The sequence below is a fragment of the Paenibacillus allorhizosphaerae genome (assembly GCF_042659105.1).
Classification (GTDB): Bacteria; Bacillota; Bacilli; order Paenibacillales; family NBRC-103111; genus Paenibacillus_G; species Paenibacillus_G allorhizosphaerae.
In genome coordinates, this window is record NZ_JBHSRV010000014.1 from 38,209 (window position 1) to 65,022 (window position 26,814).

Consider the following 26,814-nt stretch of genomic DNA (forward strand, 5'->3'; position numbering starts at 1 on the left):
CGTGCTTTTTTCGTTTAAGACGATCATCGGCTAATCTTCATGGTTCATGGCGAGAGTACCGGAACGCATCAGCGATTTGATTCCGTACGGACGCATCCGATCGATCAAAGCATCGATCCGATCGGAACGGCCTGCCGCTTGCAGAAGCATGGAATGCCGGCATACTTAAAAATTACTCAAGTGCAGTAGATCGTCCCATGCAACAGGGCACCGAAGTATAAAACGACCTATACCCCGGAATATTTCGATAGTATACTTTACATAAAAGAATGATTGGGGATATGTTTACGGAAAGCGTGATGACGGTAGCGTTGAAGCAGAGTGACCGGTGAAGCTAATCGAGCTGGATCATTTTGCGGGGAGAGAGAAGGAAACGGGCGTCTTTGCGGGATTGGTGGGACGATGCCGGCCTGCATCGACAAAAGCTTGCTTAAGCGGTTCCGGCGGACGGACAAGCAGCGTAGGGGAGCGTCCCTTCGCCCGCGCTTGATTTCGCCTAGCCGAATCCGGGTATAATGGGATAAAAAGGAACGGAGGAGACCCGGTCATGGTATTAACCAAACCCATCGGAATGATTCTTAGCTTAATGAGCTTACTCTGGTTCGGGGGCTGCGAAGCGGCGCCGAAGCAGCAGCCTGCTGTCGGGAAGGAGGCGCCCGCCGCCCCGGCCCCGGCGGAAAAGCCGGGCGTGAACGCGGCGTTCCCTTACGAGCGCGAGATTGTGGCGACGGGGCTGCAGGTGCCGTGGGAGATCGATTTTGCGCCGGACGGGCGCATCTTTTTCACCGAACGGGGCGGAGCGCTGCGCGTGATCCAGCAGGGGAAGCTGGCGGCTGATCCGGTGTTTCGCTTTGACGACGGGCTCTTCAAGAAAGGGGAGGCCGGTCTGCTCGGCTTTACGCTGGACCCGAGCTTCTCGCAGAATCATTATATTTATGTGTACCACAGCTATACGGAAGGCAGTCAGCCGTATAACCGCATCGTCCGGCTCGTGGAAAGCGGCGGCAAGGCCAAGCTGGATAAAGTGCTGCTCGACAAGCTGCCGGCCGCACAAATCCATGACGGCGGGCGCGTCAAGTTCGGTCCCGACGGCATGCTCTACTTCACTAACGGCGATGCGAGCGCGCCTTCGGTAGCGCAGGACGTCTCGAAGCTGGCAGGAAAAATTTTCCGCATCAAACCGGACGGCTCCATCCCGCAGGACAACCCGTTCCCGGGATCGCCGGTATACAGTCTGGGTCACCGCAATCCGCAGGGGCTTGCATGGCATCCCGAGACGAAGAAGCTGTACAGCTCGGAGCACGGGCAGACGGCCCATGACGAAATCAACCTGATCGAGCCCGGCGCCAACTACGGCTGGCCGCTCATTCAAGGCGATGAAACGCAGGTCAAGCCGGCCGACGCCGCGAAGAAAGGCCCCGGCCCGCTGAAGCGGCCGATCGTCCACAGCAAAGACGTCACCTGGGCGCCGTCGGGCATCACCTTTGTGACCAAAGGACCGTGGAAGGGCAGCTTGCTGGCCGCCAATTTGCGAGGCACGCAAGTGCTGCGAATCGTGCTGACGGAAGACGGCGCGGGCGTGCATGCCGTGGAGCCTCTGCTCAAAAACGAACTCGGCCGCATCCGCGACGTCGTAGAGGGGCCGGACGGGTCGATCTATGTGCTGACCAACAACCGGGACGGCCGGGGGACGCCTGCGGCGGACGACGATAAGATTATTCGGCTGAAGCCGATGTTTAAATAAAGACAGGAATTGGGGAGTTTCGTTATGTCAGAACGTAAAGAGCAGCCGTCCGTCTCGCCGGAACGGCAACCCGGGCAGGAACAACAAGATGGCGAGCTTGCCGCTTTAGCGGGACGAATTTTGCGCGAAGAGCGTTCGCTCATCCAGGCGACGCTTAGCCAAGTGCGCCAGAGCGATCCGAACGGCTGCACGAAAGTGACGGTCAAACCGGTGGAGCTGAAGGGGATCCTCCACTATCAGTTCAGCTCCTTTTGCGGACCGAAGGTGCTGCACGACAATGCGCTTCCGGAGGAGGCGGCCGCGAGGCTGATTTCGCTCATGTCCGAACAGTTTCGGCAAGCACTGCTGCAGACGGGCGAAGCGGATTACCAGGTGCTCGTCTCCAAAAAAGGCAAGGTCGGCATTCTGAAGAAGCAGGCGACCAAATCGTCCGCTGCCGCTCAGCCGCTGGAGCATAACCGGAAAAAAAATTACGTCCTTGAAGAGGGCGAACCGGTGCCTTTTCTCGTTGAACTCGGCATCATGAACGCAGAGGGTAAAGTGCTGGCGAAAAAATACGACAAATTTCGCCAGATCAACCGTTTCGTGGAGATGATCGCCGATGTCGTACCGCATCTTCCGCAAGGAAGGACGCTCAACATTATCGACTTCGGCTGCGGCAAATCGTATTTGACGTTCGCGATGTACCACTATCTCAAAGAAGTGCGCGGGCTCGATATTCGCGTCGTCGGCCTCGATCTGAAGGAAGACGTCATCCGGCATTGCAGCGCACTGTCCGCCAAGTTCGGTTATGGCGACCTGCGGTTTCTCGTCGGAGACATCGCGAAGTATGACGAGCTTCGGCAGGTCGATATGGTCGTGACGCTGCACGCCTGCGATACGGCTACCGATGCCGCATTGGAGAAGGCGGTGCGTTGGGGCGCTTCCGTTATTTTATCGGTACCCTGCTGCCAGCACGAGCTGTTCCGTCAAGTGGAAAGCGACGTGCTCGGACCGCTGCTGCAGCACGGGATATTGAAGGAGCGCTTCTCGGCGCTGGCCACCGACGCGATTCGGGCGAAGCTGCTTGACATCGTCGGGTACAAGACGCAGATGCTGGAATTTATCGATCTGGAGCATACGCCGAAAAACTTGCTCATTCGCGCAGTCAAAAGTCCGAAGCCGCTGCCGGCGGACGAACGGAACCGGCTCGTGCGAGGCTATGAGGCGTTTCGCGATCTTTTGCAGGCCAAGCCTTATTTGGAACGGGCGCTTGCGCCTGAACTGGAGAAGGCGGGCTTAGAGAAAGCGTAGTGGCAATACGGAAAGCGATGAGGCAAGGCGGGAATCTAAAGGGCGGGAAGCCCGGATTCCCGCTTTATTGCATGCTTGGCGGAACACTCGGCAGCGAGGCCAATGCGCGTGCGCATCAGTTCACTCGAGTTTGCAGGACTGGTAAGCTTTCGAAGGAGACCGTTTCATAACCGGGATACAATCAGCCTCGCGAAGCAGGAGGCTTCTTTTGTTTTTTCTGCAGCAGGCAGTGCCCGGGGGTTGAAATTGAAATAATTTATATGCCGATGAAGCATTACTGCATGTTCAAGAACGCATGGTTCTTTATACAATAAAAGCTGTAAATATCATTAGAGTAGCGGACGCGGGGCCGCCCCTATGCGAGTAGGAGCCGGCCCCGCTTGTTTATAGACGGTATTTCTATGCTTATTCCGCAGAAGAGCATCTTGCGAAGATTCGAATATTCGCAAGATGCGAAATGGCCGTCAGACATCACGAGTCCGTAAGCGAGGCCTCGGAAGTTCGAATCAACGGCTCTCGCTTCATAGGAGCAAAAAAATAAAGGAGGCTTTGCCGGATGACTACGATTACATTTGTAAGGCACGGAAATACAGATCATAACCTGGAAAATCGGGCCCAAGGCCACCTGAACAACTCGCTTAACGAAACGGGTTTCCAGCAGGCTGAGGCCATTGCCAAACGGATTGCAGAAGAAAGCTGGGATGTGTTCATCTCCAGCGATCTGCTTCGCGCCCGCCAGACGGCGGATATCATTTCTAAGGCTTTGGGGATGCCCATTACGGCGTTCGACGTCAGACTTCGCGAGATGGACCGGGGACAAGTGGAAAATACGATCGAATCGGAACGGATCGCTAGATGGGGTCCGAACTGGAAAGATCTTGAATTGGGCCAGGAGAGCATCGAATCGATTCGCGCGCGAGGGCTGGACTTCATCAACGATACGGCTGTCCGGTACGCCGGACGGAAGGTGCTGGTGGTCACGCACGGGTTTTTCCTCGGACAAACGTTAAAGGCATTAATGCAAGACGAATCGACCGGCAATCATTTGAAGAATACTTCAGTTACGACGATCGCTCATAAAGGAGATCGCTGGGAATATACGCTGTATGACTGCGTCCGGCATCTTGAGCCTGCCGAACCTTCCGGTGCCGACCGCACGGGCGCGAAAGCATGACCGTTGCGTGAAGACTCAACATATTTTCAAATAAAGAAGTTTTTGCAAGAGGTCGCCGATGGCTTGGATCGGCGGCCTTTGTCATTTGAGGCAACTGCTTTGCGCCGGTCTGCGGATCGTCCGGGGTTCATGAAATTGTCATATTTTGTATCCGGAAGCATGCCTTTTTTCCTATACTCAATAGTAAAATAGGGTACAAATTCGTAAGAAGTGAACAATTGTCCGTAACCATTACGATATACTACGATGGGGGAGGCCAGACGATGAGAAATCCGTTCCATTCTTTGACGGGCCGCTTTATGATTTACAGCAGTTTGCTGCTGCTTGCGCTCATGGGGGTGGTATACGCATACCAATCGGCGCAAATCCGCAAGGATGTCGAGCAGCAGCTGCTGGATAAAGGCCGAACGATGGCGATTTCGCTGTCGCGCAGTTTGCAGAGCATCACGGAATCGGATTTTCAGACCGGTGCGGTGCTGAAGGACGGTGCGAAGCTGAGTGGGGAAGAGCTGCGTCAGCGGATGTTCGACGACAAACTCCAACTGGTCGGCGGCAGCGAGCAGGAGGCAGCCAAGCGATCGCAGGATGCGAGCTATGCGGACGGCAAGCAGAAGCTGTTCAACGGCAGCGAAATTCCGATGGCCAAGTACGAGCTGAAATATACAAGCGCTTACGATGCGTACACGGATGACCGCTGGCAGGCGGTGATGGACGGTTTCCTGACCGATGATCAGGTGGTGTTCGCCATTGCGGCCGCTTATTCCGACAACCCCGAAGCCGCCGGGTTTATTGCGACGCACAATAGCAAATACAGCCCGACAGGGGAAGGCTCAAAAGACGAGTGGGGAGCTACGGGGCTGCTCAGTCAAAAGTACCGCGCCAACCGCGTATTTAACGACGAGACGGGCTATCGGGCGGCGGCTAATCAAAATACGGCCGATGTGCTGCTGCAAAAATATCCGCGGGTGCTCGAAGGTAAAATCGTGGAGACGTGGGATGTATCATACCCGCTCATGATCGGCGGAAAGCATTGGGGCGGCGTCAGGGTGGCCTTGTCCAAAGAGGCGTCCGATGCGCTTATCGCCAAGCAGGAAGCGACGATGGGGGCGGTGCTTGCTTTGCTGCTGATCGGCATGCTGGCGATGTTGTATTTGCTATCGGAAGTTGCGGTCGCCCGCAAGCTGCGGAGGCTGCTGGCGGCGACGGCCAATCTGAATTCGCAGGAAGCCGATTTGACGTACCGTCTTCCGGACAAGGGCAATGACGAGCTCGCCCGGCTGTCCACGGAGTTCAACCGATTTATCGTTCACCTGCAAGCGATGATTGGAGCGGTCCGGGGCGTATCGGGGCGCGTCGGCGGCACTTCGCGGCAGCTGGCGGAGCAGGCCGGGCATTCGCTGACCGCGGCGAATCAAATCGCGCAGACGGTGCGGCAGGTGGCCGCAGGCGCCCGGAGCCAGGCGGCGAGCGCCGAAGAGAGCGCCCGGGCGATGGAGGAGATGGCGTCGGGCATACAGCGCATCGCCGAAGCCGCATCGCAGGTGACGGAAGCGTCGCTCGCCATGGTACGGGAAGCGGAAGCGGGCAATCGGACCTCGCTGACGGCGACGGAGCAAATGCTGGAGCTCAGCCGGTCCGCTCAGGACGTGGGCGAGGCGATTCATCAGCTGAACGAGCGCATGCAGGCGATCAGCGAGATGGCCGGCGTCATTTCGGGCATCGCGTCGCAGACGAATCTGCTTGCGCTGAACGCGGCGATCGAGGCTGCTCGCGCCGGAGAGCACGGCAGAGGGTTTGCGGTTGTCGCCAGCGAGGTGCGCAAGCTCGCCGAGCAGTCCGAAGGCTCCGCGCAGCAAATTCACGTGCAGGCCGCAGAAATATTGGACTCCATGGCCGAGGCGGTGAGCGCGATCGAACGGAGCGCCGTCGAGGTGGAGAAAGGCGTCAGCGGCGTGCGGGACGCCGGCGGTTCGTTCGAGACGATCTTGGACATGGCGCAGCAAGTATCGGAGCAAATCCAGGAAATCTCTTCGGCGTCGGAAGAAATATCGGCTGGCGCCGAAGAGGTGACGGCGGGCATCGAGGAAATGGCGCGCATCGCCTCCGGCGCTTCCGAGCAGCTCATCCGCACGGCCCAGGCGACAGAAAGCCAGGCGGCGGCGGCCGCCCAGTCGTCGGGCCAGTCGGAGGAATTAAAGCAAGCGGCCGGGGAACTGCAGCAGGCCGAAGGGCGGTTCAAGATTTGACGGCGCCGGCATGCGGCTAACCAAATGCAATTTCCGCCGATGTTTGGACATAAGATTGTACTGCATTTCGACTGCCCCCTCTTTGAAGAGTGTGCTACAATAGTTTTTGTGCTTTGAAAAATCGGGGTGGGCAGATGGGATACGTACTCTTGCTGCTGGCTACGCTCTCCTGGAGCTTTGTCGGCATATTGGTGAAGACCGCATCGTCGATGGTGGACAGTACCACGATCACGTTTCTTCGCTTTTTTCTCGGGATCGTTTGCTTGGGGCTTTTCCTGTGGGTCAAAAACCGCAAAGTGCTGCTGCGCTATGATCTGCGTTGGATATGGCTCGGGGCGCTCGGGAAAAGCTGCAATTATTTTTTCGAAAATTTGGCTTTATCGATCGGTTATTCGTACGGCAATATTTTGGTCGGCCCGATTCAGACGGTCATCCTGCTGCTGATCTCCGCTTTTTGGTTGAAGGAATCGGTTTCGGCAAAAGGATGGACGGCGGCGGCGCTTTGCATCGGCGGCGTTCTGATCATTAGCTGGAACGGCATGCCGTTGTCGGTCCTGGCATCGGGCGGCGCGCTGACGACGCTCTTGTTCGCGCTTTCGGCGTTCGGGTCGTCGTTCCATGTGCTGAGCCAGAAGGTGCTCATTAAAGAGATGGATGCGGGGAACATGAACTTCTCCGTGTTCGTCTGGTGCTCCGTACTGATGGCGCTTCCGCTGCCGGCGAGGGCGCATTGGACTGGGGATATTCATATGCCGGCCGTGCTTGCGCTGCTGGCACTCGGATTGATTACCGGTTTAAGCTTCTACTGGTTCTCTCAAGCGCTTCAGCGGGTATCGTTTCCGGTCGCCGTTATCGTCAGCAACAGCGGCGTGCTGTTTACGATTTTATGGTCGTATTTGTTTTTTCACGACCCGATCACGGTATATATTCTCGTTGGTGCGGCCGTGTTCATGATCGGCCTGGTCCTGCTCAATTTGCCGGTACGGCGGACGGTCCGCATGAAGGAAGGGTTGTCGTCGCATGGCGAACAAGTATGAAGGAGGGGACGGGCGGCTGGTAACCGGGCTTGCCCCGGTGTATACCGACCGCTGCACGCTGCTCGTGCTCGGTTCGATGCCGGGGGAAGCGTCGCTTCAGGCGCAGCAGTACTACGGCCATCCCCGCAATCACTTCTGGCCGCTGCTTTACGGACTGCTGGAGGGAAAAGCGCCGGAGCCGGATTATGAGTCGCGCATTCGCTTCGCCTTGTCGCGCGGCGTGGCGCTGTGGGACGTGCTTCGCGCTTGCGAGCGGGAAGGGAGTCTCGATTCGGCGATCCGCAGGCCGGAGGCAAACGATTTCCGCGCTTTTTTCGAGCGGTGCCCGCGGATTCGGCACGTGTTCTTCAACGGGAGCGCCGCAGCGCAGTGGTTCGCCCGTTACGCCGCGCCACAGCTTCCCGGCGACGTCCGGGCGTATGTGCCGCTGCCGTCGTCAAGCCCGGCGCGGGCGATGCCGCTCTCCGCAAAGCTGCAGGCATGGCAGCCGGTGCGGGACGCTTGGCTGGAGGCGGGCGGCCTTCGATAAGGCGACCGTGCAAGCGGCGGCAGGTTTTACCCTCGTATAAGCGGTAAAGACATAAAACGGGCGGACCGGAATGGCCCGCCGCTTTTGTTAGTGCTTCAAACGCGAATGTATCTTCCTCGAAAAGCTTCGATCCGAAGCTTTTCCTCATATTACGATTGCTTGTCTTTTTCGATGGCGCCCGTCAAATTTTTGGTCGTTTTCGCTTCTTCTACCGTATCGTTGACGAATTCCATGTCCTGGTTTTCCGCTTCCATGGAAGCGGTGCCTTCATAGTTGCCTTCATGCTTCTTATTTTCCGACATGCGGATCCCTCCCTTCCGGTCTGATCGGATTCCATCTTTTAACATGCGCAGCCGCTGCGGAAAATATTCTTTGAGAAATGGACGCGGCGGAATGGGCGAAGGACGATGAGGCATAATATAGCGTAGCGAACGGTTTCTTTGACCTTGCGAAAGGAGTCGGGATTCATGGGACGCGAACCAATCAAAGTGCCTTACGGCTATCAACCGGATGAAACGCAAAAAGGGGAGCGAGGCAGTCTTTGGGTGTACGACAGCTTTGAGCATTTTACGGCGCAGGAGCTCGCACAGCTGCTGGCTCTTGCAGATGAGCGCGCCTTCGCGAAGATCGTCTTCTACCCGCTGCATGAGGAAACGCTTCGCCGCATGGATAAGCGGCTCGCTGTGTCGCCGCATTATGCGCGGGCGGCCAAGCTGGAGTCGATGCTGGAGGAAACGGGCACCGATCTCGATTGGGTCATCGACGGCTTTGAAGGGAAACGCAAAAAGTATACGCCGATGGACACCGCGTTCCGCTATTTGGACGAAAAGTACAAGGCCCCTCATTTTGTTTATGTGACGGGTGACATGGCGCATATGCTAGCCGGATACGATACGTTCGAGACGTGGATCAAGCGGCTGCGTCTGCTGATTGCAGACGGCGGCCGGGCGCCGGAACATCCCCGCCTGCAGCAATGCGCAAGCCGCTGGGAACGGGTGTAACGTAAGCTTGAGCGAATAAGATGAAGACAGGACGGCAGTGCGCTACGGGGGTCCTGTCTTTTTCTGCATTCGTGCTGCCCTGCCCCGGTTGATCAAGGTGAAAATCTTGTATTGGAGTTTTCGGTGGAAAGGCGTAACACTGGTCTAACGTTGGAATGTTAACGTGTTCATAAACGAAAATTTATTTTAAAATAGAACTATCCGTTGTTTGAGGATGATTAAACATGTAGCCAAGGGGATGCAAATGAATGGATTAAGAGACTCCCAACTGAAACTGTTGTGGACCGCTCGGATTGATTATGCCGCAGGAAGTCACGTAGAAATGCACAAACACGATGATTACGAGCAGCTGCTGGTCGTATTGTCGGGAGAAGGGCGAATTACCGGCGGCGATATGGTCGACGAGGTGAAGGAAGGATCGTCCTATTTGTTTCTTAAAGGGGTTTCTCACAGCTTCAGCTTTACGGGGGAAACGATCACTTTGGATTTCAAGTTCCGGCTGCTGGACCCCTTGGTTCGCGAGGCATTGGCGGCAGTTTCGCCCACCTGCATATGCAAAGGCTGGGAGTTGTCTGAATTGAAGCAGTGGTACAAGGCAGCGCTCCGGCATGCGAGGAATCCGGCCGCGTTCCATCCGATCCGCATCGAGGCAGGGTTTAAGGGGACGCTCGTCTCCATGCTGCTGAACCGGATGCCGGCCGACCAAGAGCAATCTGCTTCCGTTTTGCATGTCGAAGAAAACGATCCGATCGTTCAGTACTTGCGGGCGAATTTTTCGGCATCGATTACGCTAGAGCGGTTATCCAGGCAGTTCGGTTTCAACCCGAACTATTTGATTAAATTTTTTTACGACAAGACGGGGATGACGCCCATTCAGTTTTTGCAGGAGATTCGGCTGGAAAAAGCAAGGGAGCTTCTCGAGTTCACTTCGCTGACGATCTCGGAAGTGGCGGAAAAGGTCGGTTGGACGATGCCATATTTTTCGAAAATATTCAAGAAACGGAGCGGCATGTCGCCTTCTCAATACAGGGAGCTGCTGATCAACGCGATCGGAAAAGACATTATCCTGGAACAAGATTTCTCCAATGAATGGAGAATTTTGCGGTTGTAAGCTTGTCGTCAATGCAGGTGTTGCCATTGTACAAACCGCGGGGGGCGCAGAAAGGGATGCGGGATGCCCCTTGAAAAACAAGATCGGGCCCGAACCTTATAGTGACTCTTCGACTGAATAAAAATCGGCGTACAGCAGAAAAAAAGCCGATGGAGGAGGAAGCATAAGGATGGTCAAAAAGGGTATATGGCTGTTGATGGCCTGTTTGCTCGTATTCGGTTTGATATACGGGATAACATGGATCGGGGATGCGCCGGTGTCCGCGGAAATTTCACAGGAAGCGAAGGGGCAGTTCGTGCGGGTAGAGGAAGGCGGGAAAAAGCTTGTAGCCGCCTATGAAGGAACGGAAAAAACATATCCGATTGCAGACAACGTCTGGGTGTACCGCAATGCGCAGAAGGCGGGTATGTCCGATCTGCATCCGGGCGACACGCTGGAGATCATATTGAACAGCAAGTCGCAGGCCGCATACATTAAAGCGTCCGGCAGCACGGCGGCTGCCGCAGCGTCAGGGACGCCGGCATCTTCGGCCGCGGAGACAACGGTGCCGCCTGCTGCAGCCCAGCCGGAAACGCCGGCGACGAGCAATCCGGCGCCTGCAGCGCAGACGCCGCCCGCGTCCTCGCAGGCAGCGGTGCCGCAGGCAAACACGCCAAGCCCGGTGCCGGTGAAATCGGCGGGCGGGTGGCCGTGGGAGCGGCTGTCGCTGGAGCTGAAGAGCCGCGAGCTGGTGCTTAAGGTGAAGCAGGAGCAGACGGACAAAGGCTCCGAGGCGGACATTTACGTGCAGACGAAGGATCGCGCGGTAATCCATTTGAACGGCGCGGAAGCGGAGCAAATGCTGCGCCTTCTGACGATGGGACTGCCGGCGGATCGCGCCGCATGGGAGAAGGCGCTCAAAGCGCGGCTCGGCGCGGAGTTCAAGCTGAAGGACGCTTCCCCGGACTGGAAGCTGGACATTCGCTGGAAAGACGACGCGAAGCAGGGCATTGTACCGGCGGCGAGCCAGAGCCCGCAATCCGACTCGAAGACGAAAGGGTCCGATAAAGAGAAAGAGAAGGACTCCGGCAAAGGGAAAGAGAAAGAAAAAGAAAAAACCGATGATAAGGGCAAAGGCAAAGGAAAAGGGCATGATGATCATGACCATGACGATTAAATCGACGACCGAACCGCGATCCGCATGAGGATCCGCTGAATCCGGCGAGCAATAGAAAACCGTTGACAACAAGCGTCATTCGGTAAACATTTCAAACCGTCCGCAGGGCTATTCGTCCTGCGGACGGTTTTTTCGCATCCCGGCATTCCTTATTGTTCGGGCGTACGGTCCAAATACAATTTGGTCACGGAGGTAGAGTCGTTGTGCCGCAATTCCTCTTCCGTCGCCTGTTCTTCCAGCGGATCATGCGTATTCATGCCTGGAGCGATTGTCGGTTCATGTTTTTCTTCGTTATGGTCAGCCACACCATTCACCCCTTTCAAGTTTGTCTGGCTACTTCGCTTGTTCCGTTTCGGCATAGGCGATCAAGGTTACGTTCTTTCCGGTCATTTGAGCAATTTTGCTTTCCGCCTCTTTAATGACGTCGAGTGCCGGAACCTCTTCGTTCAGACTGGCGATTTCGTATCGTTCGGTATCGATTTTCACGGGTTTCCCTCCTTTCGCTGTTCAAACGATATCCCCAGTTTTCCCCATTATGTCCAGAGTTAACATCGACAGCCCACTTTCCACATTGCCAAATATGTGTTATAGTCAATTTTATTGCTTTAACAACCAATCATCCGATGTTTGGAGGTTTATCATATGTTGAAAAAGACGACTCGGCATAGTCTAGTAGATCAAGTGATCATCCAAATCGAAGCGCTGATCGAACGCGGGCAGTGGCCCGTAGGCAGTAAAATACCGCCCGAGCCGGAGCTGGTTGCCGAACTTAACGTGAGCCGCAATACACTGCGCGAAGGCATTAAAGCTTTGTGTCATGCCGGAGTGTTATGTACGAAGCAGGGAGACGGCACGTACGTTCGCTCCAACAGCACGCTCGGCGTGGCGATTCAGCGTCGGGTGCTCAAATCGAGTCTGCTGGATACGTTGGAAGTTCGCTATGCGTTGGAGCGAGAAGCCGCGCGGCTGTCGGCGGACCGACGCACGGAGGAAGACGTGCAGCGGATTCAGGGCTATCAGCAGGAATGCAATGCATTGGCCGAGGAAGGCGATATGCACCGTTACGTTGCCGCCGATATGAAATTGCATCTGGCGATCGTGGAAGCGTCGGGCAATCCGATGTTAATGGAGCTGTACGGTCATATCACCGAAGCGATTCAGGAATCGATTTCGATGCATTTGGATAAGACATTCGGCCGGGGGCTGCCGGAAAATAAACACGTTCTCCTCGTGGAGGCGATTATCGGGAAAGATGCGGAAGCGGCCGCTCAAGCGGTGCGGCAGCATATTGACGAATTGAAAAAAGCGATTGAAATGGGTGAAATCTGATGGAATCTGCACGGCTTAAGCCACTTTCGGATACTAAATCGTTGTCGATTGCCGAAGGATGGATGCTTGTATTAGGAATGATATTGATTGCGGCGAATTTGCGCGCGCCTCTCACTTCCGTAGGACCTTTGGTGACTACGATACGGAATGCACTGGGCATATCCAATACGACCGCCGGTATGATTACGACACTGCCTTTATTGGCATTTGCTTTTTTATCGCCGCTTGCGCCCAAACTGGCCCGACGCTTCGGGGCGCCTGCGGTTCTGTTTTGCGCCATGATTCTTCTTGCAGCCGGCATTGCGCTGCGGTCTGCGGCCGGCGCAGGCACACTGCTGGCGGGAACGGTCATTCTCGGCATGGCGATTTCGGTGTGCAATGTGCTGATGCCAAGTCTGATCAAAGAAAAGTTTCCTCATAAAATCGGTATCATGATCGGCGTCTATTCCGTTGCGATGAATTTGTGCGGCGCCATCGCTTCCGGGATTAGCGTTCCGATGGCCGGTCCATTGGGGCTTGGTTGGAAAGGCGCGCTGGGCATATGGACGCTGCCGGCGATACTTGCCGTTATATGTTGGATTCCGCAAATTCGGGGCGGGCAAAAGCAACCGGCGCCGGCGGCAAAGTCAGCGGCAAACGCGAGCCGGACGAATCTTTGGAGCTCTGCTCTTGCATGGCAGGTTGCCTTGTTTATGGGCCTACAATCTCTCGTATTTTATGTCGTCATCGCCTGGCTGCCGGGCATTTTGCAGACATACGGCATGACTTCCGATGCGGCCGGATGGACGCTGTCCGTAATGCAGCTGGCACTGCTTCCGGTGTCTTTTATCGTGCCGATCTGGGCTGGACGCATGAAGAGTCAGGTTCCGCTCGTACTGCTGACGGCAGCCATTCTTTTGATCGGCGTCTGCGGTCTTCTGCTCGGGCATCGGAGCGTAGTCATCGTGTCGGCCATATTCGTCGGCATCGGCGCCGGCTGCTCCTTCAGTCTGGCAATGATGTTTTTCGGTCTTCGCACGAGAACGGCCCAGGGCGCGGCCGAATTGTCGGGGATGTCCCAGTCCGTAGGCTATTTGCTGGCCGCCGTAGGACCTACGCTGTTCGGCTATTTGCACGATGCAACGCAAGGGTGGACCGTTCCGCTGTTCGTTTTGCTGGCGGTCGGTATACTGCTGCTGATTTTCGGATTGGGTTCGGCGCGGAATCGGTATGTTGAAGGGTGAAGTGGAGCACAAATGTATGGATTAATGCAGCTAAAAGGACCGTCCGGTGATTTTGATCGGGCGGTTTTTCTTGCTGTGCCTGAATGGTTAAGTTCATTTTTTGTTATGTAATGGGGGCCAAGGCTCGCAACATCCCCTTGTCGATCGGTCAAAAAATCATATTTACAGACCAAGAAGATGCGCTATAATGAGATTAACGAAAACGTTTTAGTGAAAAGAGGCAAGGGAGGAATTTTATCGATGGGATCAAGAGTCGGCGGCGTTTGTCTGATGCTGCTCGCCCTGGTTGCGCTCACTTCCTGCGCTTCGGCAGGCAGCGGAGGGCTTAAGGACGAAGGGGGCAAGCCCACGGGAACCGCAAGCGATAAAGATACGGCACCGACACTTCGCCAATTGGCGGAGAGGCGGGGGTTTTTCGTCGGAGCGGCAGTCAATTACGACCCTTTCTCCAAGGATGCCGCTTACCGGCAGGCCATCGCCGATCAATTTAACATCTTGACGCCGGAAAACGACATGAAGTTTATGCGGCTGCATCCGGAGAAAGACCGGTATACGTTCGACCAAGCCGATAAGCTCATGGCGTTTGCCGCAGAGCATCGCATCACCGTTCGCGGGCACACGCTCGTATGGCATCGCTCTCTGCCCAAATGGGTGGAGGAGGGGCAGTGGGACAAGGAACAGCTCAAAGCGGTCATGAAGGAGCATATTCAAACCGTTGTGTCCCGGTATAAAGGGAAGATTGCCGTTTGGGACGTCGTGAACGAGGCGTTCAACGATGACGGTTCGTACCGGGACAACATATGGCATAAGGTGATCGGACCGGAATACATCGAGCTTGCTTTTCGCTGGGCGCACGAAGCCGACCCGGGGGCGCTGCTGTACTACAATGATTACACGAACGAGAGCATGACGACCAAGTCGAACCGCATCTACGAGATGTCGCGTGATTTTCGCAGCAGACAGGTGCCGATTGACGGCATCGGCTGGCAAATGCACGTCCGCACGATGAATTACGCGTCCCCGGACAAGATGAAGCAAAATTTGCAAAGGCTCGGAGCGCTTGGGCTGCAGGTGCAAATTACGGAGATGGACGTGAAGGTGAACGACAATAAGGACAATACGCAGGACGACAAAATGAAGCGGCAGGCGGACGTATACGCCGGGACGCTGTCGGCCTGCCTCGGGGAAAAAAACTGTACCGCTTTCATCACATGGGGCGTCGGCGACAAATATACGTACTTGAAGGATCAGGACCCGAAGGAGCAGCCGCTGCTTCTCGACGAGCGCTTTCAGTCCAAGCCCGCTTACCATGCGGTCATGGACGTGCTGAAGCGGTAACGGAACCTGCTCACTGCTATGCAGGCGCTGCGCCGGCGCAAGGTTTGAGCAACACAACGATCATAAATAGACCTGTCCGACCGAAGCGTACCGCTTTCGGTAGGGCAGGTCTTGCTTTTTACTGCGCAGCGCTTCGCCGGACACTGCCCGTTCTCGACGGTCAGCGGCCCGGGTTAGCGATCAGTAACGAGTGAGCGTCATCGGTTCGGGAACCTGCGAACTCCACCGGGCCCGGTGTTCGGCTTCGGCTATAGCTTTGCGGCAGGCGGAGCGACGCTTGCTCGAACAACGACTTTCGACTGCACGAGAATGACATTTCGGTTCTGTGTGGAAGCGGCGCCGGTACCGGAGCCCGTCGTCCCGGAGGCAGCGAGTTCGGGAACAGGAGCGGGCGAGCCCTTCGCCGCCGGCCCCTTCCGCTCGATCAAGTCATGCAGCAGCTGCGCCGCCTGCTGACCGATATATTGCTTGCCCGGCTCTAGCGTCGTCAGCGGCGGATCGATGAACCGGCATGCCTCAATATTGTCGCAGCCGATCACCGAGACGCGCTGCGGCACGGCGATGCCGGCTTCCTTCAGCGCCCGGATCGCGCCGAACGCGAGCAGGTCCGAGCCCGCGAACAGCGCGGTCGGCGGCTCGCCCTGCTCGAGCAGACGGCGGACGGCCTCGTATCCGTCCTGCTCCTGCTGATGCTCGGCGTAGACGATCCATGCGTCGTTCGCGGTGACGCCGCGGCGCTCCATCGCTTGCCGCATGCCGCTTTCGCGGTAGCGGTACACGGGCTCGGCATAGCGCGAGCCGATGTAACCGATCTGCCGGTGCCCGCAGCCGAGCAGATGGTCCGCCGCTGCGGCTCCGGCCGCGATATTGTCTTGGCGGACGCTGGCCGAGCTTTCGCCGAGCAGCGTCAGGTCGATGCCGACGCACGGAACTTCGCTGCGGTCCAAGCTTTTGATTGCGCCCGCAATATCGTTCGCGGCGAAAATCAAACAGCCGTCGACTTTATAATGGCGGCACCTGGCCAAATAATCTTCGCCTTGCGGCTGAAACCGTTCGTTGGAAAACAGCAGCATATCGTATCCGAGAACGCCGATTGCCTGCTTGAACGCGTTCAGTACCTCCGTGTAATACCGGTGGGTGAAATCGTAATTGACGTGATGACCGAAAATAACGCCGATCATATGCGTACGCTTGGAGATTAAGGTCCGTGCGGAAAAATTAGGTTTGAACCCGGTTTCTTCCATGATCGCAAGCACTTTGCGCCGCGTGTCCTCGCCGATGTCGCCGTAGTTGTTGATGCATTTCGACACCGTGGAGACCGAGACGCCGGCCATGCGGGCGATATCTTTAATCGTCATCGTCATGAAAAGTAACCCCATTTCCGAATCGCATCTGTGAGCTGTCTTGTGACCCATTATGAGTCCAATGGGGTTCAAAGGTCAAGCCGAAGCGGGGGGATGGGGCAGTCGGCCCTTTTTCGCGAAAAACATACCGTTTTACTATGAAAGCATTTACAAAATGCCGGGGCATGAATTATAATGAGTTTACTAAAACGTTTTCGTAAACTTTCCGCTGAACAAAAGGGGGCTTTTGTTTTGAAAAAAACGGCTTTTATCTCCATTTCGCTGCTTTTAGCGTGTTCCGCATTATCCGGCTGCGCCACATCGGGCAAACAAGCTGCAGCTCCGTCTGCCGACGCGGGCAAACCGAAGGAACCGGTCGAAATTTCGTTTTACTTGTACTCGATGTCGCAAAAAGATTTTACAAAGTATTATGAGGAGCCGCTCAAAGCCAAATTTCCGCATGTGACGGCGAAAGCCATCGTTCCGCAAAAAGGCCAGTTCATCAGCGAACTGGTGACGGCGGGGACCGTGCCCGATGTTATCATCGGCTCCAAAAAAACGATCGAAGACACGATGATGAAGTTCAAATTGGCGGAAGACATTACGCCCCTGATTCAGAAACACCGCTATGACTTGTCGAAGCTGAACCCGAGTCTGATCGAAGCGATGAAAACGAACGCCGGGGGCCAAACGATCGGGCTGCCGCTGGACGAGAGCCGCACGGTGCTGTACTACAACAAAGATTTATTCGACAAGTTCGGCGTGGCGTATCCGAAGGACGGCATGACCTGGGACGAAGTATATGACATCGCGAGAAAAATGACGCGCAGCGTGGACGGCGTGCAGTACTACGGCTACAGCGACAGGTACCACGATATGCTGCTGTATCAAAATCCTTACGGCTATTCAACGCTCAGCGCGCAGGAAGAAAAGGCGAGCCTGAACAACGACCAGTGGAAAAAGCTGCTGGAAAACATGCTTCGCTTCTATGCATTGCCGGGAATCGCGCTTACGAAACAGACGGCGGCCAGCGAAGAGATGAAAAACTTGTTCCCGAAAGGGCTGTCCGCGATGCAATTGTTTCCGCAGGACATGTCGAACTGGCAGTTCGACTTCGATATCGTCTCGATGCCGACTTACAAAGATGCGCCGGGCGTTGGCACGCCAGTCAGCGCCAGGTACAATTTCATCACGAAGACGAGTGCTCACAAGGACGACGTCTTCGAAGCGATTGCCTATTTGACCAGCGAGGAACGCCAAATTCAGGCGGCGAAGGACGGTATTATCCCGGCGCTGAAAATGAGCGATACGTGGATGAAAGTGTTCAAGGAGAACGATCCGCTGCTCAAAGGGAAAAATACCGGCGCTTATTTCAAGTATCAATACGGTAAGGAAATACCGCCGAGATCGGCTGGGCTGCTGCAAAATTTACAGCAAAAAGGGATCGGCATTCTCGAAACGGAAGTGAGAAATGTGCTGGCCGGCGAAAAAGATCTCAATACGGCTCTTCGTGCGGCGGACGAGTCGTTCAATAAAGAAATCGCAGCAGAGAAGGCTAAGCAAAAGTAATGGGTTTTGCGAAGGGAAAATGGCTCATAAGGGAAAGTCTCGGCACCAAGGCCGAGGCTTTCTTTTTGCTTTGTCAGGGGAACGGAAGTCGTTCAGCCTAAAAGACAGTTCGCCTCGCGGACAAAGGCCCGGTGGCCGGCATCCGCGTTCAGAAGCGTATTGACGGTATTGCAGCTTATGATGCATTATGAAACGATGGGGTCAGATTGTCGGAGGAGGAATACATATGAACCGGTTGGCTGTCATGGCCAGCATAGTGCTTGCCGTGCTCATCTCGTCGATGGACACTACGATTATGAACACCACGATGCCGCTGATCGCCGATGAGCTGGGCAACGTTAAGCTGTATGCCTGGAGCTTCGCTTCCTACATGATTTTATGTACTGTCGTAACGCCGATCAGCGGTAGGGTTTCCGATCTGTTCGGCAGGAAAAAAGTGCTTGCCACGGGAATCGTTATTTTCATGCTCGGTTCGGTGCTTTGCGGAACGGCGAACACGATGGTGGAGCTCGTGCTTTACCGGGCGGTGCAAGGTCTAGGGGCAGGGGCGATGATTGCTTTCCCTGCTATCATCGCAGGCGATTTGTTTTCGATTGAGGCGCGGGGCAAAATTCAAGCGTTTTTCACCGCCATGTGGGGGTTGTCGGCCGTGCTTGCGCCGCTGCTCGGCAGCTTTTTTCTGGAGAAGCTCGACTGGCGTTGGATTTTTTACATTAATGTGCCGATCTGCATCGCATCGCTGCTGCTGCTGATTCCGTACAAGGATGTGTACCAGGCCAAACAAAGCCGCGTCAACTACATGGGCTCGGCGCTGTTCGGGATAGGCATCGCGCTGCTGCTGGCCAATACGGTCGTCAGCGGAGGGTATTTGTATTGCACGGCGGCAGGCTTGATCTGCCTCGTATTGTTTGTCCGCAATGAACGGCGGCATCCGTCACCCATCGTACCGATGGGGCTGCTGCAGAACGGGTCGATCGCCTGGATGATCTTGAACGCTTTCTTGACGTGTGCCGCATTGTTCGGTACGTCGAGCTACATCCCGTACTACTTGCAAAACCACGGCTATTCGCTTTATGTCAGCGGCTTTGCGCTTATCTGGATGTCGGTCGGGTGGATTGCGATGGGGATGTACGGGGGCAAATGGATTCTTCGATACGGCTACCGCAGGCTTCTTGTGATCGGCAACGCCATCTTGTCCATTTCAGGGCTGCTGCTGCTGTTTTTGCCGGATACGGGCGGCTTCTGGTACGTAAGCCTCGTCATGACGCTGCAGGGCTTGGCTTACGGATTGCTTATCACTGTTTCCGTCATAGGCTCCCAACAGCTCGTAGCCGCCGATCAGAAGGGGATCTCCACTTCGCTGCAGGTGTTTGCGCGCAACATCGGGACGGCGGTCGGCGTGACCATCATGGGGGCGCTGTTGACGGCGGCACCGAATTTCATGACAGGCATTCACCGGCTGTTCTTGTACGGCTTTATCATCAGCTTGGTAGCGCTGGCATCGACCGCTTTTCTGTTCGTGCAGGGAAGCCGTGTCAAGTCGGAAGCCAAAGCTTCGTAACTGAAAAGGACGTTCTCTCGGAATGCCCGAGGAACGTCCTTTTGTCTTCCAGATAAGTCTTTGATCCGAACCTTATGATCTCTGCGTCAGTCGTCGTTTTTCTTCTTGCCCTTATTGAAAGGCCATATGTCCTTTAGACTCGGCTTGCTGCTGTTGCCGTTGCCAGGCTTATCGCGCTGTGCGGCAGCTTGCTGCTGCGCCTGCTCCATCGCCCGGCGCACTTCTTCCGGCACCGGGAAAGCGGATGGCGGCACGTCCTTCAGCGAGCGGGCCATCACTTCCCGGAACAGCTGCGCCGGAACCGCCCCGCCGGAGGTGGTCAGGTAATGCTTCCGGTCGGTCTGGTCGTAACCTAGCCAGACGGCGGCGGTCAGCTCCGGCGTGTAGCCGACGAACCAGGCGTCCTTCGATCCACCCGAGCCGATCTCGGCGAACTCTGCGGTCGCAGGCAGTTGCGTCGTGCCGCTTTTCCCTGCAACGGGCCGGTCGCTCAGTGCCGCTACCCGGCCCGAGCCCGAAGCGACGACGTCCTGGAGCAGTGTCGTCAGTGTATAGGCGACCGTCGGCGTTGTCACTTGCGACGAGGCCGGGGTCGCTTCGACCAGCGTGTGACCATCCTTGGTCGTAATTTTCGTAATGGCGTGCGCCTGGTGCAGCACGCCTTCGCTTGCGATGGCGCCGTATGCTTGCGCCATTTGCAGCGGCGAGACGCCTTCGGACAACCCGCCGAGGGCGATCGTCAGGCTGCGGTCGGTCTTGGGCAAAGCGATGCCCGCTCTGCGGACGAAATCGATTCCCGCATCGAGGCCGATCTCGTTGAGCAGCCAGACCGCCGGAATGTTCCAGGAGCTTTTGAGCGCTTCGCGCATCGAGACTTGCCCGCGCGTTCGGCCGTCCCAATCTTTGGGCCGATAGCCGGCGATATCCAGCTCCCCGTCGTACAGCATCGAATCCGGCGTATAGCCGCGCTCAAGGGCAGGGCCGTAGACGGCGAGCGGCTTGAACGACGAGCCGGGCTGCCGTTTGAGCTCGGTCGCATGGTTAAAGCCGCGGTATACTTGCTCGCCGCGCCCGCCGATGATCGCGCGGATGCCGCCGGTGCGATGGTCGATGACCGCGATGCCGCTTTGGATGACCTGATCGGCCGGGCTCTGGGGGAACAACGCGTCGTTCGCGTACACTTCTTCCGCCGCTTGCTGCACTTTTTCGTCCATAGAAGTATGGATGCGCAGCCCCATGGTGAGGATTTGCTGTTCTGTGAAACCGTACAGCTTCTCCGCTTCATCCATCACGTGATCGACATACGCTGGGTGTTTGCCTTTGAGTGATTCGCCGTTATTCGTGTTGAGCTGAATGGGGGAGGCGATCGCTTGGGCATAATCGGCTTCGCTGATAAAGCTTTGCTCCTTCATCAGCGACAGCACAAGGTTGCGCCGGTCAAGCGCCTTCTCTTTATTTCGGAAAGGCGAATAGGCCGTCGGCGCTTTCGGCAGTCCGGCGAGCATCGCCGATTCCGGAAGCGTGAGCTTCTCCACCGGCTTGCCGAAATATTGCTGGGCCGCGCCTTCTACGCCCCATCTCCCTTCGCCGAAGTAGATGCTGTTTAAGTACAGCTCCAATATTTCATCTTTGGAGTATGTGAAATTGATTTTAATCGCATAGCCGAGCTCCTTGAGCTTGCGGCTCATCGTTTTATCCGCGTCCAGGAACAAGTTTTTCGCGAGTTGCTGGGTAATGGTGCTGCCGCCTTCCTTCAGCGAACCCGTCTTCACATCGCGTATAACCGCCCGGCCGATCGACAATACGTCGAACCCGGCATGATCGTAAAATCGACGGTCTTCCACGGCGATCACGGCGTTGCGCAGATCGAGCGGTATTTGATCAAGCTGCACCGGTACGATCTTCGAGGAAGATAGCTGCGACACAGGCTTGCCGCTTGCGTCCATTACAAGCGACGGCTCCGGCAGCGGATGCTCCAGCTTGCTGATGTCGAGCGCTTGAACCCACTTCGCACCGAGCCCGAGCCCGGCGGCGCTGACGACAAGCAGCAGCACGATGCTTCCCAGCAGCGGGCGGCGCCAGGAGCGCGCTTTTTTGCCATTTCCGCTCGGGCGCGCGTCCGTCCCTGCACCGGGAGTAGGAGCGTGCTTCGGCGCTCCTGCGGGGGTGTCAGCCGCCGATGCGGAGCTCGTCGCACTCGCGGTTGCGCCCGAAGCTGCCGCGCGCATCGCCGCGTCCGCTTGGGCGGATGCCCGCGGTTGCGCCTGCTCCGGCGCTTCCCCCGGCGCGCTCGCACCGGCCTGCGGCCTGCCGCTGCGCTCGCTTGCGGGGCCCGCCGGCACAGCGCTCGCCGTCTGCCGCTCAGCGGCCGCTGCGCCGTCCGCCGCCTGTGGCCGGCCTGCTGCTGCGCCGGCTTTGCCCCAGGCGGCCCGGCTCGCCAACAGCGCCTGCTTCGCCGCACCCGCCCGCGCTGCGCCCGCAGGCCGTGCGTCGTCGCTGCGCATCCGCTCTTTAGCCGCCTCGCGGGCAAACGCTCCGTCACGCCCGCTGCTGCTGCGCACTTGCTCGGAGTCTCTCGTCGCGCCCGCGGACCACGTGCCGCGCTCTCGCGAGCCGTCGCGTGCCCCGGGCTGCTTTCCGCGACCGCCGCCTCCTTTATTCCGCCGCAGTATCCACTGAAGAAACGGCGCTCCTATCATTGCCATACGACCCCTCTCTACCGAATCGCTTCTATCAATAAATGCATGACACCTTATGGATGTCGAAGAAATTCGTTTCTCGTTAACCTATTCGCGGAGCCCCCCGGTTTTGTGCAGGTTGACAAGCCAAAAAACAGGAGCAAAAAAGCCCGCAAACCGATATGGACCGGCCGTGGGCTTGCCTGCTCTTTATGCGATATTACTGAATCGGATCGGGCACCAGACCGTTTTTCCGCAGTTCGCTGTTCGTGGGGATGCTGGCCATTACCTTTCCAAGCTTTTTCACTTCCGCTTCGTTATTCGCCATTTTCCCGTTCATCACTTGGTCAATCGACGGTGCGGCTTTTTTTTCCTGCCCGTTTTCAAGGTATTGCTGCACCTCGGTCAGCAGCTCCACGGCGGCGGCTTCGGCCGATTCCGGAACGAATTGCTTTCCGCAGAATCCGGCTTCCGGCAATTGAACCTCCGTTTGGCCGTTTTCCTTCGTCTGTGTAGGGATGCGGTACGGATACTGCTTGAGCGTCGCAGGATCATGGAATGTCAGTTCATACAATGTTCCTTCCCTGCAAGGCGTTTCCGAGAAGCCAAGTGCGGTTAAGGTGTTGTGCACATGAGTAAACGGCTTTGTGATCGTCGGCAGCGTTCTTTTGCGATTCATCGTTAACACTCCTTCGATTCGTATTGCACCGAATGCCCATGGCACCGGTGTACCGTTTCATTACCCGCTTTGGACAAGTTTGAAACGGCGCGCCGCATTCTTTTTGAATCGAATCCGGCGCATGCTATAATAAGGCAGGATGATCCAATTCAATTGCGGAGTGGGAACGATGAGAATCAACAAATATATTAGCGAAACGGGACTGTGCTCCCGTCGTGAAGTAGATAAATGGATCGAAGCCGGACGCATTACGATTAACGGGAAGCGGGCGGAATTAGGAAGTCAGGTAGAGGAAGGCGACGAAGTGCGGGTAGACGGACGGCTCGTAGGCGAGCATAAGTCGCATGTATATATCGCGCTGAACAAACCGGTCGGCATCACCAGCACGACGGAACAGCATGTACGGGGCAATATCGTGGACTTTGTCGGGCATAAGGAACGAGTCTTTCCGATCGGACGGCTGGACAAAGATTCTGAAGGACTCATATTCCTTACGAACGACGGAGATATCGTTAACAAAATATTGCGTGCGGAAAACGGGCATGAAAAGGAGTATATCGTTACGGTGGACAGGCCGGTTACTCCAGTTTTTCTTCAGGGCATGGCGAGCGGCGTGAAAATTCTCGGCACCGTGACCAAGCCGTGCAAAGTATACAAAATGGACGAGCGGGTGTTCCGCATCATATTGACCCAAGGACTTAACCGGCAAATTCGCCGGATGTGCGCCGCCTTCGGTTATGAAGTGCGGCGGCTTAAGCGAGTGCGCATCATGAACGTGAAGCTGGCGGGGCTGCCGACAGGGAAGTGGCGGGATTTGACCCGGGAAGAGCTGGAAGGATTGCTGGCGTTAACGGGCCACGATCCGGACCACCGTCCGGAAGCTAGCCGTTGAATTTGTATCCGACGCCTCGAACGGTTTGAATGTACCTCGGCTCGGCGGGATTCGTTTCGATTTTTTTACGCAAATTGCTAATGTGGACGAGAAGCGTTCTTGTATCTCCGTTGCTGTCCACGCCCCAGGTCATTTTGTAAAGCTGCTCCAGCGGGAGCACCTTGCCGGGCGATTTGGCCAGATGCAGCAGCAGATCGAACTCTTTGGAGGATAGCGGAGCAATCGCTCCGTCCACCTTCACGGTCCGGCTGATCAGGTCGACCTCGAGGCCGGGAAAATAAAGATGCTGCGAATCTTCTTTATGCTGTTCCATCAAATGACTTCGGCGCAAATGCGCCTTCACGCGGGCGACCAGCTGTCCCGGGCTGAACGGCTTCGTTATATAATCGTCGCCGCCGATGCTGAAACCGAGTATAATGTCCATGTCATCGCTCTTGCAGCTTAAGAACAGAATTGGCGTACTGAATGATTTGCGCAGTTGGCGGCACACTTCGATCCCGTCCATACCGGGCAGCGAAATATCCAGGATGACAAGGTCGGGACGATGCTCTTTGGCCATCTCCAGCGCTTCTGTCCCGTTATTGGAGCAGAGCACCTCGTATCCTTCCTTCTTCAAATACAAGCTGATCAACTCAACAATTTCCGCCTCATCATCGACGAGCAATATTTTTTCTCCAGGCATCTCATACCCTCCATCAGGCTTTGCAGCAAGGCAGTTCGTTTTTTTTCCGTATCCAAAGCAAGCGGTTTGCGGTAAGATTAATACGACGATCATTGACGTAATATGGAAAGAACGTGGTACCAATTTCCAGATTGTATCTCTATTATAAATGTTTAACGACACTTTTCGCTATAGTTTTATTAAGTGTCGTATTATCCGGCTGTGATGTGGAGCCGCACTCGGGACAACATGCCGATATTCGCGCCAAGGGCGGGGTGATGTCTCTTGGAAAATACCATTTCCAGCAGCAAGGCGTCCTTCCGCTTATAGGCGAGTGGGACTTTTATTGGCGGCAGCTGCTCGCTCCGCAGCAATTGACTGCGCCCATCGAAAACGTAGGGCCCGTACCCGGAAAGATCGAGCAGCCGGGCTCTTGGAACGGATTGGGTGATAGCGGCGATATCGGAGGCAGCGGCTATGCGACGTACCATCTCCAGGTCGAGCTGAGCGATACAACGCCGATTTTGTCGATAAAAATTCCGTATATTCGCACGGCCTACCGGCTGTGGGTGAACGGCAACGAGGTGGCTGCCAGCGGAACGGTCGGTACCGGTCCCAAGAACGCCCAGGCCAAATACACGCCCAAGGAAGTTGATTTTCATAACAATGGGCGATATATCGATATCGTGATCCAGGTATCGAATTACGATCATCGGCTCGGCGGCATTTGGAACCCGCTGCTGCTGGGAACCACGGATCAAGTCGACCGGCAAATCCGTACAGGCGCTGCGTTGGATACGATTATTGTCGGCAGCCTGTTTGCGATGGGGCTGCATTATATCGTGAAATTCATTTTGCGCCGGAAGGAAAGAGGCTCTCTATACTTTGGAGGGTTTTGTTTGCTGACCGGTCTTCGCGCCGCATTCGTCGGGGAAGGCATCGTTTATTACTTTATGCCTGGATTTGAATGGCTGTCTGCGCTGCGAATTGAGTACGCATGCTATTATCTTAGCGTTCCGGCCATTGCGCTGTTCGTTCATTCGCTCTACCCTCAGGAAACGAACCGCCGTGTAATCCGCATTATTCAGTGGGTGGCGATGCTATTTGCCGCCACGCTTATTCTTCCGCCGCCCTGGTTCACGTACGGCCCGCCGGTTTATCAGGTGATTACGGTGCTGGTATGCCTGTATTTGCTTGCTTGCCTGATTCAAGCTCTGCTGCACGGACGGGAAGGGGCATTGTTTGCGGTAACGGGAGCCGGCATTTACGTGGTTACGATCGTAATCGACATTTTGTATTACAATCAATTGTTTTCCTTCGGAGAAGTATCATCGTTCGGGCTGCTGTTCTGCGTTTTCATGACCTCGTTTGTGATCAGCTCGAAGTCGGCGAAAGCATTCATCGCGGTGGAGACGCTATCGCGTCAAATGCGGGAGATGAACATCGGGCTCGAGCAAAAAATACGGGAGCGTACGGCGGAGCTGGAGCGGATCAACAGCAGTCTGGAGCATATGAACGAAAACTTGGCCCGCATGGAAACGTCGCGGAGGCATTTGCTGAGTAATATTTCGCATGATCTCGGCACGCCGATGACACTGATCCAAGGCTACGTCGAAGCGTTGATAGACGGGGTCGTTTCGCAGCCCGAGCAGCAGCACAAATATTTGAAGCTGATCTACGCCCGCATTACCGGGTTGAACCGGTTGATCAGCGATTTGTTCCAGTTGTCCAAACTCGAGGCGCGCCAACTCGAATTCGACATTCAGCCGATCACGACTAGCGAATTTATCCGGTATTTCCAGGAACGGTACGAGCTCGAAGTCATCGGCGCCGGGCTGCGTTTCGAATCGGAGACGTATGAGCTTCAGTCCAAAGCGGACAGGCTGGCGGTCGTCTACATCGACCTGAACCGGATCGACCAGGTGCTGACCAACATCATCTACAATGCGGTCAAGCATACGCCCCAGGGCGGGCTGATTCAGCTCGATATTATCCTTGACGGACACTCGCTGGTCGTGCAGGTGAAAGACAACGGCTCGGGGATCGAGCCGGAGGACCTCCCACATATATTCGACCGTTTTTACAAAAAGGACAAGACGCGCAACACCGCAGGCGGCGGCAGCGGACTCGGGCTTGCGATCGCCAAGGAAATTATCGATTACCACGGCGGAAGAATTTGGGCGCAGAGCCGGGTCGGACAGGGAGCTTGCCTTGCCTTCATGCTGCCGCTGTCCAAGCCGGATCCGTAAT

25 protein-coding genes are annotated in these 26,814 nt (G+C 56.0%); 17 read left to right on the forward strand and 8 right to left on the reverse strand.

Going from position 1 to position 26,814, the window contains the following annotated elements; translation table 11 throughout:
- Positions 1-30: 30 nt before the first annotated feature.
- Complete coding sequence (locus ACFQI7_RS30775) at positions 31-150, reverse strand: hypothetical protein (RefSeq protein ID WP_218101641.1); 120 nt, start codon at positions 148-150, stop codon at positions 31-33.
- A gap of 178 nt (positions 151-328) precedes the next feature.
- Here ACFQI7_RS30775 and ACFQI7_RS30780 point away from each other — a divergent pair, with 178 nt between their 5' ends.
- The 7 genes from ACFQI7_RS30780 (at position 329) to ACFQI7_RS30810 (ending at position 8,023) form a co-directional block, all read left to right on the forward strand.
- Positions 329-490: a hypothetical protein gene (locus tag ACFQI7_RS30780; protein ID WP_218101640.1), complete on the forward strand. Its 162-nt coding sequence runs from the start codon at positions 329-331 to the stop codon at positions 488-490.
- A gap of 57 nt (positions 491-547) precedes the next feature.
- Positions 548-1,744: a PQQ-dependent sugar dehydrogenase gene (locus ACFQI7_RS30785; protein WP_230415428.1), complete on the forward strand. Its 1,197-nt coding sequence runs from the start codon at positions 548-550 to the stop codon at positions 1,742-1,744.
- A gap of 24 nt (positions 1,745-1,768) precedes the next feature.
- Positions 1,769-3,037 carry a class I SAM-dependent methyltransferase gene (locus ACFQI7_RS30790; protein ID WP_218101639.1) on the forward strand — a complete coding sequence of 423 codons (1,269 nt, stop codon included), beginning with the start codon at positions 1,769-1,771 and terminating at the stop codon, positions 3,035-3,037.
- Between the two features lie 556 nt (positions 3,038-3,593).
- Positions 3,594-4,211 (forward strand): histidine phosphatase family protein, encoded by a 618-nt coding sequence (locus ACFQI7_RS30795; protein ID WP_218101638.1) that lies wholly within the window; start codon positions 3,594-3,596, stop codon positions 4,209-4,211.
- A gap of 263 nt (positions 4,212-4,474) precedes the next feature.
- Positions 4,475-6,457, forward strand: coding sequence for a methyl-accepting chemotaxis protein (locus ACFQI7_RS30800; protein ID WP_218101637.1), 1,983 nt, complete (start codon positions 4,475-4,477; stop codon positions 6,455-6,457).
- Positions 6,458-6,591: 134 nt separating this feature from the next.
- Positions 6,592-7,494, forward strand: a complete 903-nt coding sequence (locus ACFQI7_RS30805) for a DMT family transporter (RefSeq protein WP_218101636.1) — start codon at positions 6,592-6,594, stop codon at positions 7,492-7,494.
- Positions 7,478-8,023 (forward strand): DNA-deoxyinosine glycosylase, encoded by a 546-nt coding sequence (locus ACFQI7_RS30810; protein WP_218101635.1) that lies wholly within the window; start codon positions 7,478-7,480, stop codon positions 8,021-8,023. The genes ACFQI7_RS30805 and ACFQI7_RS30810 overlap by 17 nt, the downstream gene beginning before the upstream one ends.
- Positions 8,024-8,172: 149 nt before the next feature.
- On the opposite strand, the gene ACFQI7_RS30815 is transcribed toward ACFQI7_RS30810, so the two are convergent.
- Positions 8,173-8,325, reverse strand: a complete 153-nt coding sequence (locus tag ACFQI7_RS30815) for a hypothetical protein (protein ID WP_218101634.1) — start codon at positions 8,323-8,325, stop codon at positions 8,173-8,175.
- A gap of 165 nt (positions 8,326-8,490) precedes the next feature.
- On the opposite strand from ACFQI7_RS30815, the gene ACFQI7_RS30820 reads away from it, so the two are divergent.
- The 3 genes from ACFQI7_RS30820 to ACFQI7_RS30830 all read left to right on the forward strand — a co-directional run bounded on the left by ACFQI7_RS30820 (position 8,491) and on the right by ACFQI7_RS30830 (position 11,291).
- The gene (locus tag ACFQI7_RS30820; protein ID WP_218101633.1) at positions 8,491-9,024 is read left to right on the forward strand and encodes a hypothetical protein; all 534 of its coding nucleotides are present in this window, start codon (positions 8,491-8,493) and stop codon (positions 9,022-9,024) included.
- A gap of 244 nt (positions 9,025-9,268) precedes the next feature.
- A complete protein-coding gene (locus tag ACFQI7_RS30825; protein WP_268966849.1) occupies positions 9,269-10,135 on the forward strand; it encodes a helix-turn-helix transcriptional regulator in 867 nt (288 codons plus the stop codon).
- A gap of 169 nt (positions 10,136-10,304) precedes the next feature.
- Positions 10,305-11,291: a hypothetical protein gene (locus tag ACFQI7_RS30830; protein ID WP_218101631.1), complete on the forward strand. Its 987-nt coding sequence runs from the start codon at positions 10,305-10,307 to the stop codon at positions 11,289-11,291.
- Positions 11,292-11,440: 149 nt separating this feature from the next.
- On the opposite strand, the gene ACFQI7_RS30835 is transcribed toward ACFQI7_RS30830, so the two are convergent.
- Positions 11,441-11,596: a hypothetical protein gene (locus ACFQI7_RS30835; protein WP_218101690.1), complete on the reverse strand. Its 156-nt coding sequence runs from the start codon at positions 11,594-11,596 to the stop codon at positions 11,441-11,443.
- A gap of 28 nt (positions 11,597-11,624) precedes the next feature.
- Entirely contained in the window at positions 11,625-11,777 is a 153-nt protein-coding gene (locus tag ACFQI7_RS30840; protein ID WP_218101630.1) for a hypothetical protein, read from the reverse strand.
- 156 nt (positions 11,778-11,933) lie between these two features.
- Between ACFQI7_RS30840 and ACFQI7_RS30845 the strand changes: the two genes are divergently transcribed.
- The 3 genes from ACFQI7_RS30845 to ACFQI7_RS30855 all read left to right on the forward strand — a co-directional run bounded on the left by ACFQI7_RS30845 (position 11,934) and on the right by ACFQI7_RS30855 (position 15,181).
- On the forward strand, positions 11,934-12,620 hold the full coding sequence (locus ACFQI7_RS30845) for a FadR/GntR family transcriptional regulator (RefSeq protein WP_218101629.1): 687 nt from the start codon (positions 11,934-11,936) through the stop codon (positions 12,618-12,620).
- 62 nt (positions 12,621-12,682) lie between these two features.
- Positions 12,683-13,843: a CynX/NimT family MFS transporter gene (locus ACFQI7_RS30850; protein ID WP_230415440.1), complete on the forward strand. Its 1,161-nt coding sequence runs from the start codon at positions 12,683-12,685 to the stop codon at positions 13,841-13,843.
- A gap of 240 nt (positions 13,844-14,083) precedes the next feature.
- A complete protein-coding gene (locus ACFQI7_RS30855) occupies positions 14,084-15,181 on the forward strand; it encodes an endo-1,4-beta-xylanase (protein ID WP_218101627.1) in 1,098 nt (365 codons plus the stop codon).
- A 248-nt stretch (positions 15,182-15,429) separates the two neighbouring features.
- Here the strand turns inward: ACFQI7_RS30855 and ACFQI7_RS30860 are convergent, their stop codons facing one another.
- A complete protein-coding gene (locus tag ACFQI7_RS30860) occupies positions 15,430-16,545 on the reverse strand; it encodes a LacI family DNA-binding transcriptional regulator (protein WP_218101626.1) in 1,116 nt (371 codons plus the stop codon).
- Positions 16,546-16,776: 231 nt separating this feature from the next.
- Here ACFQI7_RS30860 and ACFQI7_RS30865 point away from each other — a divergent pair, with 231 nt between their 5' ends.
- Together ACFQI7_RS30865 and ACFQI7_RS30870 are read left to right on the forward strand one after the other, a co-directional pair.
- On the forward strand, positions 16,777-18,093 hold the full coding sequence (locus ACFQI7_RS30865; protein WP_218101625.1) for an ABC transporter substrate-binding protein: 1,317 nt from the start codon (positions 16,777-16,779) through the stop codon (positions 18,091-18,093).
- A gap of 226 nt (positions 18,094-18,319) precedes the next feature.
- A complete protein-coding gene (locus ACFQI7_RS30870) occupies positions 18,320-19,654 on the forward strand; it encodes an MFS transporter (RefSeq protein ID WP_218101624.1) in 1,335 nt (444 codons plus the stop codon).
- An 86-nt stretch (positions 19,655-19,740) separates the two neighbouring features.
- Here the strand turns inward: ACFQI7_RS30870 and ACFQI7_RS30875 are convergent, their stop codons facing one another.
- Positions 19,741-22,359, reverse strand: coding sequence for a transglycosylase domain-containing protein (locus ACFQI7_RS30875; protein ID WP_218101623.1), 2,619 nt, complete (start codon positions 22,357-22,359; stop codon positions 19,741-19,743).
- Positions 22,360-22,552: 193 nt separating this feature from the next.
- On the reverse strand, positions 22,553-23,011 hold the full coding sequence (locus ACFQI7_RS30880) for a hypothetical protein (RefSeq protein WP_218101622.1): 459 nt from the start codon (positions 23,009-23,011) through the stop codon (positions 22,553-22,555).
- Between the two features lie 169 nt (positions 23,012-23,180).
- Here ACFQI7_RS30880 and rluF point away from each other — a divergent pair, with 169 nt between their 5' ends.
- Entirely contained in the window at positions 23,181-23,903 is a 723-nt protein-coding gene (gene rluF, locus ACFQI7_RS30885; RefSeq protein ID WP_218101621.1) for a 23S rRNA pseudouridine(2604) synthase RluF, read from the forward strand.
- Here rluF and ACFQI7_RS30890 read toward each other — a convergent pair.
- A complete protein-coding gene (locus ACFQI7_RS30890) occupies positions 23,893-24,585 on the reverse strand; it encodes a response regulator transcription factor (protein ID WP_218101620.1) in 693 nt (230 codons plus the stop codon). The two genes, rluF and ACFQI7_RS30890, sit on opposite strands and share 11 nt — an antisense overlap.
- A 257-nt stretch (positions 24,586-24,842) precedes the next feature.
- Between ACFQI7_RS30890 and ACFQI7_RS30895 the strand changes: the two genes are divergently transcribed.
- Entirely contained in the window at positions 24,843-26,813 is a 1,971-nt protein-coding gene (locus ACFQI7_RS30895) for a sensor histidine kinase (RefSeq protein ID WP_230415426.1), read from the forward strand.
- Position 26,814: the final 1 nt, after the last annotated feature.

What these genes read in the sequence shown, in the direction of transcription:
- ACFQI7_RS30810 (WP_218101635.1), top strand. Translation starts at nt 7,478, where the DNA reads ATGGCGAACAAGTATGAAGGAGGGGACGGGCGGCTGGTAACCGGGCTT.
- ACFQI7_RS30870 (WP_218101624.1), top strand. Translation starts at nt 18,320, where the DNA reads ATGAACCGGTTGGCTGTCATGGCCAGCATAGTGCTTGCCGTGCTCATC.
- ACFQI7_RS30830 (WP_218101631.1), top strand. Translation starts at nt 10,305, where the DNA reads ATGGTCAAAAAGGGTATATGGCTGTTGATGGCCTGTTTGCTCGTATTC.
- ACFQI7_RS30850 (WP_230415440.1), top strand. Translation starts at nt 12,683, where the DNA reads ATGCTTGTATTAGGAATGATATTGATTGCGGCGAATTTGCGCGCGCCT.
- ACFQI7_RS30775 (WP_218101641.1), bottom strand. Translation starts at nt 150, where the DNA reads ATGCTTCTGCAAGCGGCAGGCCGTTCCGATCGGATCGATGCTTTGATC.
- ACFQI7_RS30820 (WP_218101633.1), top strand. Translation starts at nt 8,491, where the DNA reads ATGGGACGCGAACCAATCAAAGTGCCTTACGGCTATCAACCGGATGAA.
- ACFQI7_RS30800 (WP_218101637.1), top strand. Translation starts at nt 4,475, where the DNA reads ATGAGAAATCCGTTCCATTCTTTGACGGGCCGCTTTATGATTTACAGC.
- ACFQI7_RS30890 (WP_218101620.1), bottom strand. Translation starts at nt 24,585, where the DNA reads ATGCCTGGAGAAAAAATATTGCTCGTCGATGATGAGGCGGAAATTGTT.
- ACFQI7_RS30855 (WP_218101627.1), top strand. Translation starts at nt 14,084, where the DNA reads ATGGGATCAAGAGTCGGCGGCGTTTGTCTGATGCTGCTCGCCCTGGTT.
- ACFQI7_RS30815 (WP_218101634.1), bottom strand. Translation starts at nt 8,325, where the DNA reads ATGTCGGAAAATAAGAAGCATGAAGGCAACTATGAAGGCACCGCTTCC.
- ACFQI7_RS30795 (WP_218101638.1), top strand. Translation starts at nt 3,594, where the DNA reads ATGACTACGATTACATTTGTAAGGCACGGAAATACAGATCATAACCTG.
- ACFQI7_RS30785 (WP_230415428.1), top strand. Translation starts at nt 548, where the DNA reads ATGGTATTAACCAAACCCATCGGAATGATTCTTAGCTTAATGAGCTTA.
- ACFQI7_RS30845 (WP_218101629.1), top strand. Translation starts at nt 11,934, where the DNA reads ATGTTGAAAAAGACGACTCGGCATAGTCTAGTAGATCAAGTGATCATC.
- ACFQI7_RS30825 (WP_268966849.1), top strand. Translation starts at nt 9,269, where the DNA reads ATGAATGGATTAAGAGACTCCCAACTGAAACTGTTGTGGACCGCTCGG.
- ACFQI7_RS30895 (WP_230415426.1), top strand. Translation starts at nt 24,843, where the DNA reads ATGTCTCTTGGAAAATACCATTTCCAGCAGCAAGGCGTCCTTCCGCTT.
- ACFQI7_RS30860 (WP_218101626.1), bottom strand. Translation starts at nt 16,545, where the DNA reads ATGACGATGACGATTAAAGATATCGCCCGCATGGCCGGCGTCTCGGTC.
- rluF (WP_218101621.1), top strand. Translation starts at nt 23,181, where the DNA reads ATGAGAATCAACAAATATATTAGCGAAACGGGACTGTGCTCCCGTCGT.
- ACFQI7_RS30875 (WP_218101623.1), bottom strand. Translation starts at nt 22,359, where the DNA reads ATGGCAATGATAGGAGCGCCGTTTCTTCAGTGGATACTGCGGCGGAAT.
- ACFQI7_RS30880 (WP_218101622.1), bottom strand. Translation starts at nt 23,011, where the DNA reads ATGAATCGCAAAAGAACGCTGCCGACGATCACAAAGCCGTTTACTCAT.
- ACFQI7_RS30790 (WP_218101639.1), top strand. Translation starts at nt 1,769, where the DNA reads ATGTCAGAACGTAAAGAGCAGCCGTCCGTCTCGCCGGAACGGCAACCC.
- ACFQI7_RS30805 (WP_218101636.1), top strand. Translation starts at nt 6,592, where the DNA reads ATGGGATACGTACTCTTGCTGCTGGCTACGCTCTCCTGGAGCTTTGTC.